The following is a 15,018-nucleotide window of genomic DNA, read 5'->3' as shown; positions in this document are numbered from 1 at the left end:
GCGCGTCCTGCCGCCCTACGGGGTCAGTGGGGTCGCCAGGTGAACTTGTCGCCGCCCACCCAGCGCACGGTGTCCGGATCGTCGAGGTCGTGCACGGTGATGCCTGCCATCGCGGCCGCGTCCAGGACGTCCGTCATGGTCTTCGCCTTGCCGACCACCTCGCCGTCGATCTCCACCACGCGGAACGGCGGGCTGCCGGGCTGGACGCGGAGGACGGTGATCCGGGGGTGCGCCTCGTACGGGTACTCGCTCATGTCCGAAACTCTTCCACGGCGAGCCGTTCGTCGCTCGCCCTCGCCAGGCCCCTGCCGGGGTCCGGAACGCGGCGTCCGCGTGTCATACGTTTGATCGGGCGGGATTCATTCGGTTGGCTGGCGCGGTCGACGCGGGGCTGTTCGGGGAGGGGTGCGCGGTGGTGGGGAAGCGGTCGCTCGGGCGGCGGTTCGGGTGGCTGTGGGTGGCGTACGCGGTCAGTACGTTCGGTACGCGGCTGGCGTTCGACGCGTTTCCCCTGATCGCGATCCTGGTGCTGCACAGCGGCGCCACGCAGGTGGCTCTCCTCGCCGCGTCGGGGCTCGCGGTGGGCGCGGCGGTGGCGGTGCCGCTCGGGCCCTGGGTCGAGTTCCGCCGCAAGCGGCCGGTGATGGTCGCGATGGATCTCGTGCGGTTCGCGGCGCTGGTGAGCGTTCCCGCGGCGTACGCGCTCGGGCTGCTCGGTTTCGCGCAGCTGCTCGTCGTGTCGGTGGTGGTCGCCGCGGCCGACATCACGTTCGGCGCGGCCTCCGGTGCTTTCCTCAAGACGCTCGTCCCGCCGCGGGACCTGCTCGTCGCGAACGGGCGGTTCGAGTCGACGGCCTGGACGGCCACCATGCTCGGGCCACCTCTCGGCGGGGCGGCGATCGGCCTGTTCGGCCCCGTGATGACGGTGACCGCCGACGCGGTCAGCTATCTGCTCTCGGCCGTGGGCATCCGGGCGATCGGCGGAAAGGAACCCCACCCCGTCCGCACCCGCGCGCCCGCCCGGCTGCGGGGCAGTGATCTGCTCGACGGGTGGCGCTACATCCTGGCCGACCCGAATCTGCGTCCGCTGTTCTGCAACACGGTGCTGGTGAACGGCCTGATCATGGCGGCCACGCCGCTGCTCGCGGTGCTGATGCTCGGCAGCCTCGGCTTCGCGCCCTGGCAGTACGGCCTCGCCTTCGCCGTCCCCTGTATCGGCGGCCTGATCGGCTCACGGCTCGCCCCGCCCCTCGTGGCACGGTTCGGGCAGCGCACGGTCCTGCTCGCCTCGGGGGTGCTGCGCGTGTGCTGGCCCGTGGGGCTCGCCCTCGTCCACCCCGGTGTCAGCGGACTCGTCCTCGTCATGGTCGTCGAGTTCGGCGTGATCACCTGCTGCGGTGTGTACGCCCCGGTGCTCGCCACCTACCGCCTCGAACAGATCCCGGCGGACCGTGTGGTCCGCACCCTGTCCGCCTGGTCGGTCACCGGCAAGACCACCACGGCGGCCATGACCGCCCTGTGGGGTCTGCTGGCCGCCGCCACCGGCCCGCGCGCCGCGATCGCGATCGCGGGCCTGCTCATGCTGGCCACCCCGCTGCTGCTGCCCCGGCGGGAGCGTGCGGCACCGAAACCGGCCGCTGTCGTGGGCGACTGGTGAGGGTCCGGGGTGGCAGGCGCCCCGCCCGTCACCCCTCAACCTCAAGTCCAGGGTTAGTGTTCCGCTGCGGCTCGTGTTGATCTTGAGGGTGACTCAGCGGCGCCCGCCCAGCGATCCGGGAGTACGTCCGATGAATCGCCGGGCGGCGCGGGTGAGATGCGCCTGATCCGCGAAGCCCGCTTCGGCGGCGGCCCCCGCGATGCCCACCGCGCCTCCCGTACCTCTTGCACCTCCCGCCCCGACAAGCGAGCCGAACGCTTTCCGCAGCCGACGCCACTGGCGCATGGTGGCCAGCGGAACGCCGATCTCCGCCGCGACCAGGGCACGCAGCCGGGCCGGGGAGAGGCCCAGCTCGGCGGCGACGGCGTCGATGCGGGTGGCGCGCGCCGATGCCCGTACGGCGTGGAGGGCGCGCGGATCGACAGCCCGCCGCGCCCCGGCGAACGCGGCCGCTTCCGCCCTCAGCGCCTCCGCGTCCAGACCTCCGCCCGTACCGCTGCTCGCGGCGTCGAGGAGCCGCCGCACGGCCCGCCCGTCCAGCCACGTCGGGGAGGCGGGGTCGGCCCGCAGACACCAGGCCTCGACGAAGACGGCGACGAACGCGGACGAGGTGGCGCAGACGTGCGCGTACTGCGGTGGCACCAGCACGCCCGCCCCCACCGACTCCCCCACCACGGCATGACCACCCAGCGGCAGGACGAGTTTCCAGGCCGGGTGCCGGTGCCAGGCCACTTCGTAGGCACGCGATTCAGCGAAGACTGCGAGGTCACCGGCGAGAGCGAGCACCGGCGGCGCGGTCGGCCTGACCGACGCGACCGGGCCCCGCGACGCGACCGGGTCCCGCGACGCGAGCGCGTCCTGCCACGCGACCGGGCCCCGCCACACGGCCGGGCCCCGCGACGTGGCTGAGTCCCGCGGCACAGCCGGGTCCCGCGACGTGGCTGAGTCCCGCGACGCGAGCGCGTCCCGCCACGCGGCCGGGTCCCGGCCGGGCAGCCACGCCGTCGCCCGGCCCCGCCCGGGAGCGCCGCCGCGCCCCCAAGCGTTCTGTTCAATACGCGGCTGGGGCCCCACCGCGACCATCGCCGCATGCACATCTTCGCCGCCCTTGCCCTCGCCGTCTTCCTGTCCTGCACGGCTGTCGCCCACGTCGTGCTCCCCGCGTACTTCCGCACCCTGGTCCCGGCCTGGATACCGGCGCCCTCCATCATCGTCGCCGTCAGCGCCGTCGCCGAACTGGCGGTCGCGGGGCTGCTGTTCTTCCCCGCCACGCGGGGCGCTGGAGGCTGGGCCGCCGTCGTGCTGCTCGCCTCCTTTCAGGTCTCGCATCTGGACGCGGCGCGGCACACCCGTACCGCTGTGCGGTTCCTCGACACGCGGCCGGGCGTGGCGGCGCGGATCGTCGTGAACGCCGCGTATCTCGTCTGGGCGGGGGTGGTCGCGACCGCCAGTTGCTAATGGGATCCATTTTCATATAGCGTCGGGTGCGCCACCCCGCCCCCACACCTCAGGAGGACCCCATGGCCGTACCCAAGCGCAAGATGTCCCGCAGCAACACCCGCCACCGCCGGGCCCAATGGAAGGCCAGCACCCCGCAGCTGGTGCCCGTCACCGTGGACGGCGAGCGGCACATGGTCCCGCAGCGGCTGCTCAAGGCGTACGAGCGCGGCCTGCTGCACCCACAGGGCTGAGGGAGCCGCCTCGCGTACATGGCGACTCGCGGCGGACGCCAAACGGCTCGCACATCTAATCGGAGCGATGCCGCTCAGTGGTCAACTCCCGCCAGTTTCGCGGCAGTCGGCGTCCGCGCACACCGGCCGGCTGCGCGTCGCGTACGAACGGGCCGCCACGAGCAGGCCCGCGCCCAGGCCGCCGAAGGACATGCCGCCGAAGGCCACCATCCAGGCCATCCCCTCGGTGGTGGTGAACACCCCGACCGGTTCGAGTCCCGGCACCACACCGACCGCGCTCAGCAGGGCGTATACGAGGAGTCCGGTGCCGTAGACGGAGAGGGCTCCGCCGGTGAGCCAGGCGGGGATCAGCGGCAGCAGCCGCGGCACGCGCCGACCGGCGAGCAGCGGCGTCCAGCGCGGGAACACCTGCCCCCAGCGGTACATGAGGCCGGCCAGCAGGAAGACGCCGAGCAGCGCCGCGAGCACGGACACGTCGACGCCGACCGAGGCCAGGGCGCGCGAGGCACCTGTCGCCTCGGTCTCGACGTCGTGCCGCCAGGCCGCACCGCTCACACCGATGGCGTCGCCGCCGAAGAGCCAGACCGTCTTGACCACGGCCCAGGGCAGCAGCCCGCACAGGAGGACGTACGCCGTCACGCGGGTCCGTGCCGACGCGGTGGAGGCGGGCGGGTGGGTCAGCGCGGTCCACCTGCCTTCGCCCGGCCCGTCGTGCGCCTGCCCGCAGCGGGCGCACCGGCCGCGCAGCCTGCGGCGATGTGCCACGGCGACCATGGAGAGGAGTCCGGCGCCACACGTGTTCAGAAGCGTATGGACGAGCCCTGTCGCGCTCTCCACTCCCGAGCCCGACGCGAGCGTCACGAAATGTATCGGCAGTCCGATCGCGCCCCAGCCGAAGGCGGGGATCAGGAGCGCGAGCAACCCCCCTGCCGCCTTCCGGCCCCTTCGGGAGCGGTCCCCGGTCGCCGCCACCGCGCAGACTCCCGCCGCCAGCACCGCGAGAGCCGCCTGGGCGAGCAGGAGGGCCACCGGTTGGTACGTGTGTGCCCTGAGCGGCACGGCGGTGCCCGTCACGGCCCAGCCGCCGATGACCGCGGCGTACAGAGCGCCCCAGACCTGCGCGGCGAGGGGAGCCCAGTCGGGCCAGGGGCGGCGCCGGGGAGCGGGCGGGCCACCGGCTCTCCGCACGGGCGGGCCGCCCGTTCTTCGCACGGACGGGCCGTCGCTGCTTCGCCACGCGCGCCTGGTGTCGGGGGTGTTCGAGGGGGCCGTCACTGTTTCCTCCCGGGGCCGGAGATCGCCGTACCCGCCGAGGCTTGCGCGTGAGCGGCGCCGTCGCGTCGCCCTGTGGGACCGGCCGCCTCCGCCGGGCGGCGGACCCCGGGAGCCGCGGCTCACCCTGTGGGGGTCGGTCGCGGCACACGGCGGTGCGTCACTTGTCGGCCCGATCCAGGAGGGGGCACTGTGGCTGGCACATCCGTCACCACCGGCCCACGAGGTGCGGCGATGAACAGGGAGCGCAGCCATGAACAGGGGAACAGCGTCGGCCGGGGCCGGGGGCAGCCGGCCGGGGCGTCGGCGGTTCATCGGGGCGCTGGCGGGGGTGGCCGCGGCAGGCGCGCTGTCCTCCGCCGCGGCCTGCGCCTCCCCGGAGCCACCGGACCACGACAGCGCGGACAGCACGCGCAAGGGCTCGCCGCGCAAGGACCCCGATCCGTCGGCGGCTCACCCCCCGGGCCGTGAGCGGCAGTTGTTCGTGGGGACGTACACCTCCCAGGAGGGCGGCGGGTCGGGCATCGGTCTGGCGACGTACGACGAGACCACGGGCCGCGTCACCGGCACCGGGACGCTCGGCGGGGTGCCCGACCCCTCCTACCTGGCACTGCACCCCTCGGGCCGCACGCTCTACGCCGTCAGCGAGCGGGACGAGGGCCAAGTGACCGCGGTCGCGCTCTCCCCCGCCGGCAGGCACGAGGTCCTCGGGGCGCGCGGCACCGGCGGCGCGGGCCCCTGTCACCTCTCGGTGCACCCGAGCGGCCGCTGGCTGCTCAGCGCGAACTACCGTTCCGGCAGTGTGGCCGTGCACCCCATCGCCGCGTCCGGTGCGCTGGGCGAGCGTACGGACGTCGTCAGGCACACCTCGCCGCCGCCGGGGCCGGGCCAGGAGGGGCCGCACGCGCACCAGATCGTCACGTCCCCCGACGGCCGCCACATCCTCGCCGTCGACCTCGGCAACGACACCGTCTACACCTATCGGCTCGACGGCGACGCGGGCACGCTCCGCCGGGTGTCCCAGGCGGTCCTGCGGCCCGGCGCGGGGCCACGCCATCTCGCCTTCCACCCCTCGGGGCGGTTCGCCTACCTCGCCAACGAGGTGGACGACACGGTCGTCGTCTGCGCCTACGATCCCGGCACCGGCCGCCTCACACCGGGCGAACCGCAGTCGACGGGTTCGGACGGGGGCACCAACTACCCGGCGCAGTTCGTGGTGACGCGCGAGGGGCGCTTCGCCTTCCTCGCCAACCGGGGCCACAACAGCCTCGCGCGGTACGCGATCGAGGGCGGCGGCGCCCGGCTGCGGCTCCTGGACACGGTGCCGGTGCGCGGGGACTTCCCCCGGCACCTGGCCCTCTCCCCCTCCGAGCGACTGCTGTTCACCGCGAACCAGAAGTCGGACTCGGTGTCCGTCTTCCATGTCGACCGGCGCGGCGGTGGACTGCGCCCGGCGGGCGAGCCGTTCGCGGCACCGGCCGCGGTGTGCGCGCTGCCCGGACCGCCTGCCGGTCGGGTCAGGGCTTCGTGAAGCCGACGTCGCGGCCCCGGGCGACGACCTCGACCTCGTCGCCGAGGGCCCACTCCGCGACGCGCGAGACGACCGCGGCGGGCACCAGGTCGCTGATGCCCTCGGCGGCCGGAATGTCGTACGTCGCGTGGGCGTCGTGCGGCAGGACGACACGGAAGCCGAGGTCCAGGGCAGTGCGCGCGGTGGCGCTCACACACATCTCGGACATGACGCCGCAGAGGGCCAAGTCCGTGGCCCCGGCCTCCCGGAGCAGCTCCTCCAGGCGGGTCTCCTCGAAACCGTCGTCCACCGTCTTGCGCAGGACGACCTCGCCGCGGCCGGCGTCCACGGGCAGGTGGACGCGCCAGCCCGGGGTGCCCGGTTCATCACTGGCACCGGGCTCCCCGTCGTTCTGCACCTGGACGACGAGCGCGCCGCTCTCGCGGGCCCGGGCCATGAGGTCGCCGACCACGTCGAGCAGGCGGCCCGCCTCGGGCACCGCCTCGTGGCCGCTGACGAAGGCGGACTGCATGTCTATGACGATCAGCGCCTGGACGGGCGCGTGGGACTTCGGCTGCGCATTCACCCCGCCATCATGCCCCGACACCGCGACGGGGGGCGCCGCCGTCGGTAACGTACGGGCGTATGAGCACGGAACTGACCGTTCTCCTCGTCTGCGCGGCCGTGCTGGCCGCCGCGACGCTCGCTGTCGCGGTCGTGTTGCTCATACGCCTCGTCCGCACCCGGCGCGCCCTGCGCAGAGCCGGGCTTCCCGTCGAGCGGCAGTGGGTCTTCTGGGGCGCGGTGGCCTATCTCGTCCTGCCCGCGGATCTGCTGCCCGACCCCGTCTACCTGGACGACATCGGGGTGCTGCTCCTCGCGCTGCGGTCGATGCGGTCGGCGCGACCGACACGGCCGGCACGGTCAGCCGCCGACGGGCCGCCCGCGCCGGGCCGTTGACAGGCGGGCCCTCGCCAGCAGGGCGTGCATGCACTCCGTCACCTGGGAGACGTCCTCGACGGTCTGGTGGAACGACAGGCGTACGTCGGCCTGGCTGCGGGCGCGTTCGAGGCGCAGGGAGATCCCGTGCCGGTCGATGGCGAGCGGGCGGACCCGCACGACGCCCTGGAGGCTGTCCGGGCTGATGAGGCGGGTGAGCTGTTCGACGGCGTCCGGGTGGGCGTCGGCGAGGTGGGTGAGCAGCCGCGACTCGGCCTCGGCGAGCGGATCGGGCATGGTCAGGGCGAGTTCGTCGAGTTCGATGCCCTCGCGTTCGCCGTTCGAGTCGTGCAGCACCGCGCATGTCGGTTCGAAGACGAGGTGCTCGTCGTCGTAGGCCAGCGATCCCGAGAGCCACAGGCGCGCGCGGATCCGGTCCCTGAGCGGTACGGGGGCGACATCGGCGAACTCGACCAGCGTGGACGGCTCGCCGTGCGGCGCGCAGATGAGGGCGGCGGCGAGCGCGCTGTCCTCTGGCGGGCGCAGCCGCAGCCTGCCGTCGTCGGTGACGCTGTGGGCGCCCACGAGTTCGTCCCTGCCGATCTCCGTGGTCACCGCGCAGGACCATGCGGTGGCGAGCACTGATCGAGCGCGTGCCGCCGCTGTGGGCACGGTCGTGCTGCTGTGACGGACACCCATTTCCAACCTCCATTAGGTAAGCCTTGCCTAACTTATCGGAGATCGTGGGGCGGGGCCAGTACGCGTACGAGTCCGCGCGCCGGTCCCTCACGGCAGGGCACGCGCGCCGGCCCCCAGGCATGACAACGGCCCCGCGTGGCGAACCACGCGGGGCCGTACCGGTGCCGAACGCGTCAGTGCCCTCGGGCGATCCACTCCGCCAGCTGCGGCGCCTCGGCGCCGATCGTGGTGCTGTCCCCGTGCCCGGTGCGCACCACCGTCTCGGGCGGCAGCGTCAGCAGGCGCTCCCTGATGGACTCCACGATCGTCGGGAAGTCGCTGAAGGAGCGGCCCGTGGCACCGGGGCCGCCCGCGAAGAGCGTGTCGCCGGTGAAGACGGTGCGGAGAGCCGGGGCGTACAGACTGACCGCGCCGTGGCAGTGGCCCGGTGTGTGCAGCACCTTCAAGACCGTGCCCGCGACGGTCAGTTCCTGCCCGTCGGCCAGCTCGCCGTCCGGGGCGCGATCGGGATGCCTCTGCTTCCACAGCTCGGTGTCGGCCGGGTGCAACAGGATCGGCGCGCCGGTGCGGGCGGCCAGCGCCGGGGCCGCGTCGATGTGGTCGTCGTGCGCGTGAGTGCAGACGATCGCGACGAGCCGCCGCTCCCCCACCGCCTCCGCGATGGCGTCCGCGTCGTGCGCGGCGTCGATGACGACGCACTCGCTGTCGTCACCCACGATCCATACGTTGTTGTCGACCTCCCAGGTGCCGCCGTCGAGGGAGAAGGTCCCGGAGGTGACGAGGTGGTCGACGCGCGCGCCCGACGCCTGTGCCCGGGGATCGGCCGCCATCAGAACATCACCACCGAACGCAGGACGTCGCCGTGTCGCATCCGCTCGAAGGCCTTCTCCACGTCGTCCAGAGCGATGGTCTCCGTGACGAACGCGTCCAGGTCGAGGCGCCCCTGACGGTAGAGGTCGATGAGCATCGGGAAGTCCCGCGAGGGCAGGCAGTCCCCGTACCAGCTCGACTTCAGCGCGCCGCCGCGGCCGAAGACGTCCAGGAGCGGCAGCTCGATCCTCATGTCCGGAGTCGGGACCCCGACCAGGACGACCGTGCCCGCCAGATCACGGGCGTAGAAAGCCTGTTCGTACGTCTCCGGTCGGCCGACCGCCTCGATGACGATGTCGGCGCCGTGGCCGCCGGTCAGCTCGCGCACGGCCTCGACCGGGTCGGTGGAGCGGGAGTTGACGGTGTGGGTGGCACCCAGGCCCTTGGCCGTCGCCAGCTTCTTGTCGTCGATGTCCACGGCGATGATCCTCGCGGCCCCGGCGAGGCGGGCGCCCATGACCGCGGCGTTGCCGACCCCGCCGCAGCCGATGACGGCGACGGAGTCACCGCGGCTGACGTTCCCGGTGTTGAGGGCGGCGCCGAAGCCGGCCATCACGCCACAGCCCAGGAGGCCGGCCGCGGCGGGCGAGGCGTCCGGATCGACCTTCGTGCACTGCCCGGCGGCGACGAGGGTCTTCTCAGCGAAGGCGCCGATGCCGAGGGCGGGCGACAGTTCCGTGCCGTCGGCCAGTGTCATCTTCTGCCGCGCGTTGTGCGTGTTGAAGCAGTACTGGGGGCGGCCGCGCAGACAGGCACGGCACTGGCCGCACACGGCACGCCAGTTGAGGATCACGAAGTCGCCCGGCGCGACCTCGGTGACGCCCTCGCCGACCGACTCGACCACGCCCGCCGCCTCGTGCCCGAGCAGGAAGGGGAAGTCGTCATTGATGGCACCCTCGCGGTAGTGCAGATCGGTGTGGCAGACCCCGCACGCCTGGACCTTCACCACGGCTTCCCCCGGGCCCGGATCCGGGACGGTGATCGTCTCGATCCGCACCGGCTCGCCCTTCGCGCGGGCGATCACGCCCTGCACCTGCTGCGCCATGACTTCAGCCCTTCTTCGTCTCCGCGTCTTTCCCGCCCATCGTTACAGGTCGTACGCGCGGTGTCCCGAGCGGCACCAGAACGCGGGCCGCCGCTGCGCCACCTAGGGTGATCGCGTGCGTGATCTCGCTGCCCAGGCCCTCCTGCCGGTCGACACGGCGCTCGCCGTGGCCCTGCTCGTGCTGCTGCTCGTCGCCGCGGCGACGGCGGCCGTCTTTCGGCTCGCGCCCGACGCGTCGCGCGGCAGGGCCCGCGAGATCCTGGTCGCCGGGGTCCGCGCGACGGCGCAACTGGCCGCGGTCTCCCTGGCGATCGGCTGGGTGGTGCACCACACGGCGGCGCTCTTCGCCTTCCTGCTGCTCATGTTCGCGGTGGCCGCGCGCACCGCCGGGCGGCGCATCACGCCGAACGGCACGTGGTGGTGGGCGGCGCTGCCGGTCGCGGGCCCTGTCGTGCCGGTCGTGGCCTGTCTGACCCTGGCCGGGCTGCTTCCCGTACGGGGCATCGCCATGATCCCCGTGACGGGCATCCTCATCGGCGGCGCGCTGACGGCCACGGTGCTCGCCGGGCGCCGCTGCCTCGATGAACTGCGCACCCGGCACGGCGAGTTCGAGGCAGGCCTGGCCCTCGGCCTCGCCGAGCGCGACGCCCGCCTGGAGCTGATCCGCCCGGCCGCCTCGGACGCCCTCCTGCCCGGCCTCGACCAGACCCGCACGGTCGGGCTCGTCACCCTCCCCGGCGCCTTCGTCGGCATGCTCCTGGGCGGGGCGTCCCCGGTGCTCGCGGGCGCCGTACAGCTCTTCGTCCTGATCGCCCTGATGGCCGTCCAGGCGCTGGCCGTCGCCCTCACCGTCGAACTGGTCGCCCGGGGGCGCCTGCACCGCGCGGAGCCGGGCCCGTCGCCACGGGTGCGGGGTCGGGCGTAGGCTCGGCCACTATGTCTGTCTACGAAGAAGAAATCGGCGCCCTGCGGGGCGGCTCGGCCGACCTGCGCCAGTTCGAGGGCAAGACCGTCCTCGTCGTCAACGTCGCCTCCAAGTGCGGGCTCACCCCGCAGTACGCGGGCCTTGAGCGGCTGCACGAGCAGTACGGGCCGCGCGGCTTCAGCGTGCTCGGCGTGCCCTGCAACCAGTTCATGGGCCAGGAGCCCGGCACGTCCGAGGAGATCGCCGAGTTCTGCTCGGCGACGTACGGCGTGACCTTCCCGATGACGGAGAAGGTGGATGTCAACGGCGCGGACAGGCACCCGCTGTACGCGCGCCTGGTCGACACGGCGGACGCCGAGGGACACACGGGTGATATCCGCTGGAACTTCGAGAAGTTCCTGGTCAACGGCTCGGGTGAGGTCGTCGCCCGCTTCGGCCCGCGGGTCGAGCCGGACGCGCCCGAGGTCATCGCCGCCCTGGAGAAGCACCTCCCCGCCTGACGCGCGGGCCTCCTGAAGGCCCTTGTCCTCGCGACGCCGGTCCGCCCTTCGGCACCCGTGCCCGTTCGGGCGGCCCGGCTTCGCGGGCCCGGCGGAGGCGCCCCGCGGCGCGCGCTCCGCTACCGGTGCGCGGCTACTCGGTGCGCAGCGCCGTGGCCGTACGCGCCCGGGACGGCCGCCACCCAGGGCTGAACACCTGCGCCGCAAGCGAAGTAACGGGGTGATACCTCCAGCCGGGCGAAGCTGATCTGCGGACTCGCAGCCGCGCTCCTACGGTGGCTGAATGGCCATCAGGTACCTTTCGCGCTCCTCCTCCGTAAGCACCGCGGCGCTCGCGCTCGGCGCTCTGGTCCTCCTGTCCACACCGGTTTCGGCCACCGACGTCCCGGCCGAGCCCGCGCCGCCGCGGCCACTTCCCGTGTACACGTCCGTCCTCCTCGACCGGCCGGGCGTCCAGGTCCGGCCGGGACCCGCCGCGCCCGGGCTGCCCGGTGACGTCACCGCGCTCGCGTGGCTGGTGGCCGACGCCCGTACGGGCGAGGTGCTGGCGGCCAAGAACGCGCACCGGCCGCTGCCGCCCGCCTCCACGCTCAAGTCGCTCTTCGCCCTGGCGGCGCTCCCCCGTCTCGACGCGGACAGGCGGCACGTCGTCACCGAGCAGGAGCTGGACCACGTCGGCGACGGGAGCAGCCTGGTGGGCGTGGCACCCGGCCGCGCCTACCGCGTCGCCGACCTGTGGCGCGGGGTCTTCCTCAGCTCCGGCAACGACGCCGTGCACGTCCTCGCGGGGCTCAACGGCGGGCTGCACAGGACCGTTGAGCAGATGCGCGCCAAGGCCCGCGAGCTGGGCGCCCGGGACACCCACGTGGTGTCGCCCGACGGTTATGACGCCGCGGGGCAGGTCTCATCGGCGTACGACCTGGCGGTCTTCGGCAGGGCGGGGCTCGCCGACCCGGACTTCTCCCGCTACTGCTCCACGCCTGTGGCCACCTTCCCGGCGGGCGGATGGTCGTACCGCATCCACAACACCAACCGGCTGCTGACCGGTGCCGACGGCGTCGCGCCCTACCCCGGCCTGCTCGGCATCAAGAACGGCTACACGAGCCACGCGGGTTCCACGCTGATCAGCGCGGCCCAGCGCGGCGGGCGCACCCTCGTCGTGACGGTGATGAACCCTCGGACGGGCGGCGCGCGTGCCGTGTACGAGGAGGCGAGGTCGCTGCTCGACTGGGGGTTCGCGGCGGCCGGGAAGGTGCGGCCCGTGGGTTCGCTGCTGCCGCCGCCGAAGGCGCCCCGTACCGCGTCGGGGCCCTCGCATGCCGCCGCGCAGGCCACCGCCCTGTCGGTGGAGCCGGACGGTTCCGACTGGCCCGCGGTGCTGATGGTCGCGGCGGGCTCGGTGGTCGTGCTCGCGGGCGTGGTCGTGGCGCTGCGGCGGCGGGCGGTCGCGATGGCCCGGCACAGGAGCGAGAGGAGGAGGTTCGTCGAGTGAGCGAGGGGCGCCGGGCGCGGGGCACGCGGGGAGGCCGTGTGCGGTACGGCAGGGGTGCGCGGACCCCTGTCAGACACCCCCGAGCAGACGTGAGAGGTCCTGGTCGAGGTCCAGGGCCGGCTCCTCGCGGCCCGCGGGCACCGCGGCGTACGACCGGGTGAGGAAGCGGCGCAGGTCGATCTTGTCGAACTGCACGAGGGCCAGCCCCTCGTGGGAGTGGAACTCCATCACCGTCCGCGCCCGGCCGCACGGCCAGATGTGCACGTCACCGCCGCCCGACGGGGCACCGAGCCCGTCCTCCAGGAGCTGGCGCGCGAAGATCCAGGTGACCTCCATGCCGTCGAGGGAGGCCTCGGAGGGGAACGTGATCCGGACCGCCAGGGGGTCCTCGGCCGAGTAGCGCAGGACCACGGGCAGGCCGTACTCACGTCCGTCCGGGGCGATGAGGCGGGCGCGGGTGGGCTGCTGGAGGGTGACGGCCATGATCGAGCTCCACTTCTGCGTTTTTTCCAGTTCTCGGGATCCGCTCGGGGGATTCCCGTGCCCGTACGACCCCGTGAGGAGGGGTGGCATTACGGCAACACACCAAGAGATCCATGTGACCTGCGTCACTCGCACCGCATCAGTCACACATGCACATCCGACCCGCCTGCCGATGCGGTCGAGTCGTTCTCCTCGCCTGTCCATGTGTCCGTCCGTGTGCCCGTCACAGCGGAGTGCACACGTGGATTCGAGGAACAGCAGTCCCAGGCGGCCGTGCGCCGCGCCCCCTCCCGTTGCAGGATGGCCCCATGCTGCTCGCCCGGCTCGCACACGTGTCCAAGGAAGTGGCCGCCACCTCCGCGCGGTCCCGGAAGATCGCTCTGCTCGCCGAGTTGTTCCGGGCGGCGGAACCGGAGGACGTGCCGGTCGTCATCCCCTATCTGGCGGGGCGGCTGCCCCAGGGGCGGCTCGGCATCGGATGGAGCACGCTCAAGGACGCGGGAGCGCCCGCCGACGAACCGACGCTCACCGTGCGCGGCGTCGACGAGGCGCTCACGGCGATCGGCGCGGTGTCCGGTGCAGGCTCCCAGGCGGAACGCAAGCGTTTGGTGGGCGCCTTGATGGGCGCGGCCACCGCGGACGAGCAGCGGTTCCTGGTCGGACTGCTCACGGGCGAGGTCCGGCAGGGCGCCCTGGACGCCGTCGCCGTGGAGGGCCTCGCGGTGGCCACGGAGACCCCGGCGGACGCCGTGCGCCGCTCGGTCATGCTCGCCGGCGCGGTGAGCCCCGTGGCGCAGGCGCTGCTGGCGCGCGGACCGGAGGCGCTGGACGAGTTCCGGCTGACCGTGGGCCGCCCCGTCCTGCCGATGCTCGCGCACGGCGCCACGTCGGTCGCCGAGGGCATCGACAAGCTCGGCGCGTGCGCGGTCGAGGAGAAGCTGGACGGCATCCGGGTGCAGGTCCACCGCAGCGGAGACGACGTACGCGTCTACACCCGCACCCTGGACGACATCACGGACCGGCTGCCCGAACTGACGGCTGCCGCACGTGAGCTGAAGGGCGAGCACTTCATCCTGGACGGCGAGGTCATCGCCCTGGACGGCCACGGGCGCCCGCGGCCCTTCCAGGACATCGCGGGGCGCGTCGGGTCGCGCGTGGACGTCGAGGCCGCGGCGGCCGGGCTGCCCCTGTCCCCCGTCTTCTTCGACGCCCTGTCCGTGGCGGGCCGGGACCTGCTCGGCCTGCCGTTCGCGGAGCGGCACGCGGAACTGGCCGCCCTGGTGCCCGAGCCGATGCGGGTACGGCGCACGGTGGTGGACGCCCCCCAGGACGAAGGGCAGCGCGGAGAGGCCCAGGAGTTCTTCGAGGCGACGCTGGGGCGCGGTCACGAGGGGGTCGTACTGAAGTCGCTCGACGCCCCGTACAGCGCGGGCCGCCGGGGCGCCTCCTGGCTGAAGGTCAAGCCGGTGCACACCCTGGACCTCGTGGTGCTGGCCGCCGAGTGGGGCCACGGCCGCCGCACCGGCAAGCTCTCCAACCTCCATCTGGGCGCGCGGCGACCCGACGGGACGTACGCGATGCTCGGCAAGACGTTCAAGGGCATGACGGACGCGATGCTCGCCTGGCAGACCGAGCGCCTCCAGGAGCTGGCGGTCAGCGACAACGGCCACGTCGTGGAGGTACGTCCCGAGCTGGTCGTCGAGATCGCCTACGACGGCCTGCAACGCTCCACGCGCTACCCGGCCGGCGTCACCCTCCGTTTCGCGCGCGTGCTGCGCTACCGCGAGGACAAGCCTCCGGAGCAGGCGGACTCCGTCGAAACGGTGCTGGCCCGCCGGACCCCGTAACCGTTCCGACCCCGTTCGACCCGATCCGGCACCAGGGCGGCTCTTGCATAATTTTGCCAACACTTAACCCCGATAGGGTGACACCACG

General features: G+C 73.3%; 17 protein-coding genes. 9 read left to right on the top strand and 8 right to left on the bottom strand.

All coding sequences use genetic code 11. The annotated features are described in order from the left end of the window. Positions 1 to 23 precede the first annotated feature (23 nt). Positions 24 to 254 carry a hypothetical protein gene (locus tag IG54_RS0100905; RefSeq protein WP_030775849.1) on the bottom strand — a complete coding sequence of 77 codons (231 nt, stop codon included), beginning with the start codon at positions 252 to 254 and terminating at the stop codon, positions 24 to 26. A 158-nt stretch (positions 255 to 412) separates the two neighbouring features. Between IG54_RS0100905 and IG54_RS0100900 the strand changes: the two genes are divergently transcribed. Beyond that, positions 413 to 1,657 carry an MFS transporter gene (locus IG54_RS0100900; protein WP_030775846.1) on the top strand — a complete coding sequence of 415 codons (1,245 nt, stop codon included), beginning with the start codon at positions 413 to 415 and terminating at the stop codon, positions 1,655 to 1,657. Positions 1,658 to 1,750: 93 nt separating this feature from the next. Here IG54_RS0100900 and IG54_RS42770 read toward each other — a convergent pair whose 3' ends face one another. Beyond that, entirely contained in the window at positions 1,751 to 2,578 is an 828-nt protein-coding gene (locus tag IG54_RS42770; RefSeq protein WP_234335911.1) for a helix-turn-helix domain-containing protein, read from the bottom strand. A gap of 168 nt (positions 2,579 to 2,746) precedes the next feature. Here IG54_RS42770 and IG54_RS0100890 point away from each other — a divergent pair, with 168 nt between their 5' ends. Next, positions 2,747 to 3,115: a hypothetical protein gene (locus tag IG54_RS0100890; protein WP_030775841.1), complete on the top strand. Its 369-nt coding sequence runs from the start codon at positions 2,747 to 2,749 to the stop codon at positions 3,113 to 3,115. Positions 3,116 to 3,177: 62 nt separating this feature from the next. After that, a complete protein-coding gene (gene rpmF / locus IG54_RS0100885; RefSeq protein ID WP_030775839.1) occupies positions 3,178 to 3,348 on the top strand; it encodes a 50S ribosomal protein L32 in 171 nt (56 codons plus the stop codon). A gap of 81 nt (positions 3,349 to 3,429) precedes the next feature. On the opposite strand, the gene IG54_RS0100880 is transcribed toward rpmF, so the two are convergent. Then, entirely contained in the window at positions 3,430 to 4,623 is a 1,194-nt protein-coding gene (locus IG54_RS0100880; protein ID WP_234335909.1) for a hypothetical protein, read from the bottom strand. A 250-nt stretch (positions 4,624 to 4,873) separates the two neighbouring features. Here IG54_RS0100880 and IG54_RS0100875 point away from each other — a divergent pair, with 250 nt between their 5' ends. Further along, on the top strand, positions 4,874 to 6,151 hold the full coding sequence (locus IG54_RS0100875; RefSeq protein WP_030775834.1) for a lactonase family protein: 1,278 nt from the start codon (positions 4,874 to 4,876) through the stop codon (positions 6,149 to 6,151). Here the strand turns inward: IG54_RS0100875 and IG54_RS0100870 are convergent. Further along, a complete protein-coding gene (locus IG54_RS0100870; protein WP_051819190.1) occupies positions 6,138 to 6,662 on the bottom strand; it encodes an isochorismatase family protein in 525 nt (174 codons plus the stop codon). The genes IG54_RS0100875 and IG54_RS0100870 overlap by 14 nt on opposite strands. 113 nt (positions 6,663 to 6,775) lie before the next feature. Between IG54_RS0100870 and IG54_RS0100865 the strand changes: the two genes are divergently transcribed. Continuing rightward, positions 6,776 to 7,090, top strand: coding sequence for a YkvA family protein (locus IG54_RS0100865; protein ID WP_030775828.1), 315 nt, complete (start codon positions 6,776 to 6,778; stop codon positions 7,088 to 7,090). On the opposite strand, the gene IG54_RS0100860 is transcribed toward IG54_RS0100865, so the two are convergent. The 3 genes from IG54_RS0100860 to IG54_RS0100850 all read right to left on the bottom strand — a co-directional run bounded on the left by IG54_RS0100860 (position 7,055) and on the right by IG54_RS0100850 (position 9,683). Continuing rightward, the gene (locus IG54_RS0100860) at positions 7,055 to 7,768 is read right to left on the bottom strand and encodes a DUF2470 domain-containing protein (protein WP_030775826.1); all 714 of its coding nucleotides are present in this window, start codon (positions 7,766 to 7,768) and stop codon (positions 7,055 to 7,057) included. The genes IG54_RS0100865 and IG54_RS0100860 overlap by 36 nt on opposite strands. A gap of 173 nt (positions 7,769 to 7,941) precedes the next feature. Continuing rightward, positions 7,942 to 8,598 carry an MBL fold metallo-hydrolase gene (locus tag IG54_RS0100855; RefSeq protein ID WP_030775823.1) on the bottom strand — a complete coding sequence of 219 codons (657 nt, stop codon included), beginning with the start codon at positions 8,596 to 8,598 and terminating at the stop codon, positions 7,942 to 7,944. Next, positions 8,598 to 9,683 (bottom strand): S-(hydroxymethyl)mycothiol dehydrogenase, encoded by a 1,086-nt coding sequence (locus IG54_RS0100850; RefSeq protein ID WP_030775820.1) that lies wholly within the window; start codon positions 9,681 to 9,683, stop codon positions 8,598 to 8,600. Before IG54_RS0100850 ends, IG54_RS0100855 begins: the two co-directional genes overlap by 1 nt. Before the next feature lie 115 nt (positions 9,684 to 9,798). Here IG54_RS0100850 and IG54_RS0100845 point away from each other — a divergent pair, with 115 nt between their 5' ends. The 3 genes from IG54_RS0100845 to IG54_RS0100835 all read left to right on the top strand — a co-directional run bounded on the left by IG54_RS0100845 (position 9,799) and on the right by IG54_RS0100835 (position 12,600). Then, on the top strand, positions 9,799 to 10,608 hold the full coding sequence (locus IG54_RS0100845) for an ABC transporter permease (protein ID WP_030775819.1): 810 nt from the start codon (positions 9,799 to 9,801) through the stop codon (positions 10,606 to 10,608). 11 nt (positions 10,609 to 10,619) lie between these two features. After that, entirely contained in the window at positions 10,620 to 11,108 is a 489-nt protein-coding gene (locus IG54_RS0100840; RefSeq protein ID WP_030775817.1) for a glutathione peroxidase, read from the top strand. Between the two features lie 283 nt (positions 11,109 to 11,391). Further along, the gene (locus tag IG54_RS0100835) at positions 11,392 to 12,600 is read left to right on the top strand and encodes a D-alanyl-D-alanine carboxypeptidase family protein (protein ID WP_030775816.1); all 1,209 of its coding nucleotides are present in this window, start codon (positions 11,392 to 11,394) and stop codon (positions 12,598 to 12,600) included. Positions 12,601 to 12,669: 69 nt separating this feature from the next. On the opposite strand, the gene IG54_RS0100830 is transcribed toward IG54_RS0100835, so the two are convergent. Continuing rightward, complete coding sequence (locus IG54_RS0100830; RefSeq protein ID WP_030775813.1) at positions 12,670 to 13,083, bottom strand: SsgA family sporulation/cell division regulator; 414 nt, start codon at positions 13,081 to 13,083, stop codon at positions 12,670 to 12,672. A 308-nt stretch (positions 13,084 to 13,391) separates the two neighbouring features. Here IG54_RS0100830 and IG54_RS0100825 point away from each other — a divergent pair, with 308 nt between their 5' ends. After that, positions 13,392 to 14,930, top strand: coding sequence for an ATP-dependent DNA ligase (locus IG54_RS0100825; RefSeq protein ID WP_030775809.1), 1,539 nt, complete (start codon positions 13,392 to 13,394; stop codon positions 14,928 to 14,930). Positions 14,931 to 15,018: the final 88 nt, after the last annotated feature.

The organism is Streptomyces sp. NRRL S-920 (genome assembly GCF_000717945.1).
Taxonomy (GTDB): Bacteria; Actinomycetota; Actinomycetes; order Streptomycetales; family Streptomycetaceae; genus Streptomyces; species Streptomyces alboniger.
The sequence above is the reverse complement of the archived record's forward strand: the minus strand, read 5'-3'. Positions and strand labels throughout refer to the sequence as shown.